Here is a 1,551-nt window from a genome sequence, read left to right as displayed (position 1 = left end):
TAAGGTGAGTTGAGGTAAAAAAGTAGAGATGATTAACAACATGCATAAAATTAAGTTAAGTGCAACAAGACCATGTCTGTTCTTTTTCATCAATTCGACTCCTTTCTGGAATTTGCTTACGTTAAGACTTGCGTTACAGGATATATTTTTTATTGTTGCTGATGAACACCAACCTTCTATGTATAGATAGATTTGAACTTTGACCTTTGTTCTCCTTTTCCCCCCTTGCATGATAATGAAAATACAATTCGAAGTGTACATCCCCCTTAAAAAAGAGTAAATTGGGGTAATTCACTATGAAACAATTAATATATTTTTGTAATACTTCAATACTAAAAAATGTCATTTAATACATATTTTTGTAATACTTTAATGCTAAAAAATGTCATTTAGGACAGAATTTTCGGTTATTTTAGAGAAGTACGTTTTAAATATTATCTAAATCTTCAGTTTATTAATAAGTTAAGTTTTAAAATTCGGGGGAATAAGGATATTTCTCGTAATTTTATTTGAAATACACTTAAAAATAATAGAGTAAAATAGGAAAAAAGTTCTATGGTTTGATTTTCCAGTTAAATAAAAAAACCTTGATAAACATCGTTTATCAAGGATCGGTATATAGTGGTGCACCCACTTGTACTCACCGAGGTACGCTGTTATGTACATCTGACTCAGGAAAACAAAAATCCTTTACCTGTCCATTCCACGGTTGGACGTATAACAATGAAGGAGATCTTGTTGGAATTGCGGTTGGAAATAAGGTTTACGGGAAGAGATGAACAAAGAAGATTGGAATCTGCGTCCAGTACCTTGATAGTTACCAAGGAATGATTTTTGGGAACTTAGACCCTAAATCAGAATCACTCAGTGATTATCTTGGCAATATGAAATGGTATTTAGACATGATGTTGGGCAGAAGTGATGGGGGAATGGAGGTACAGGGATCTCCACAAAGGTACGTGGTGGAAGCAAACTGGAACGTAACAGCCGAAAATTTTGAGTCAGATCATTACCATGTTCAATTTACCCATAAATCATCAAAAGAATTAGGAATTGCTCCAAATGATCCGTTCTTCCCAGGGCATGGTCATCAAGTCGTCTTAGACAATGGTCATGGAATCAATCTTGTCCAGTTTGATGGATACGGGGGTATCTCCGAGTCCATATCAAGGAATGCCAGAATCGATGTGGCCGATGTTTCAAAAGAATTTAAACGAAGCTCAAAATGATATGGTGAAAGATACCTTTTTTGTTGGCGGAGTATATCCTAATCTAGGATTTTTACAATTTAGCCTTCCTCTCCTCGATTTCGATAATAGTTTATACAACTTTTTGAATTTTAGGGTTTGGAGCTAGCATTTGATTGATAAAGAAGCACCGCCAGAATACAAAGAAAAATCATATATGACCTTCTTAGGTACTTTTGGTCCTTCTGGCCTGCTTGAACAAGATGACGCTGAGATTTGGAGTCGAGTGACCCAAGCAAGTAATGGAATCATGGCCCAGGATAAAGATCTAAGTTATAACAGTTTCCTTAATTACTTGATGGGG

The 1,551-nt window shown here is 35.3% G+C and carries 2 protein-coding genes and 1 pseudogene; all 3 read left to right on the top strand.

From position 1 onward, the window contains the following. The first annotated feature begins 560 nt into the window (after positions 1-560). Positions 561-779, top strand: a complete 219-nt coding sequence (locus CHI06_RS30720; RefSeq protein WP_306453835.1) for a Rieske 2Fe-2S domain-containing protein — start codon at positions 561-563, stop codon at positions 777-779. A 48-nt stretch (positions 780-827) separates the two neighbouring features. After that, a complete protein-coding gene (locus CHI06_RS30715) occupies positions 828-1,229 on the top strand; it encodes an SRPBCC family protein (RefSeq protein ID WP_257009393.1) in 402 nt (133 codons plus the stop codon). 130 nt (positions 1,230-1,359) lie between these two features. Beyond that, positions 1,360-1,551, top strand: a pseudogene (locus tag CHI06_RS30710) (aromatic ring-hydroxylating dioxygenase subunit alpha); the annotation flags it as partial.

It is taken from the genome of Bacillus sp. 7884-1, from assembly GCF_002272245.1.
Taxonomy (GTDB): Bacteria; Bacillota; Bacilli; order Bacillales; family Cytobacillaceae; genus Neobacillus.
Note: the sequence above shows the minus strand (reverse complement) of the source record. Positions and strands in the feature narration are given on the sequence as shown.

Excerpts from the sequence above, each read along its gene's own strand:
- CHI06_RS30715 (WP_257009393.1), top strand. The coding sequence starts at position 828 with ATGATTTTTGGGAACTTAGACCCTAAATCAGAATCACTCAGTGATTAT.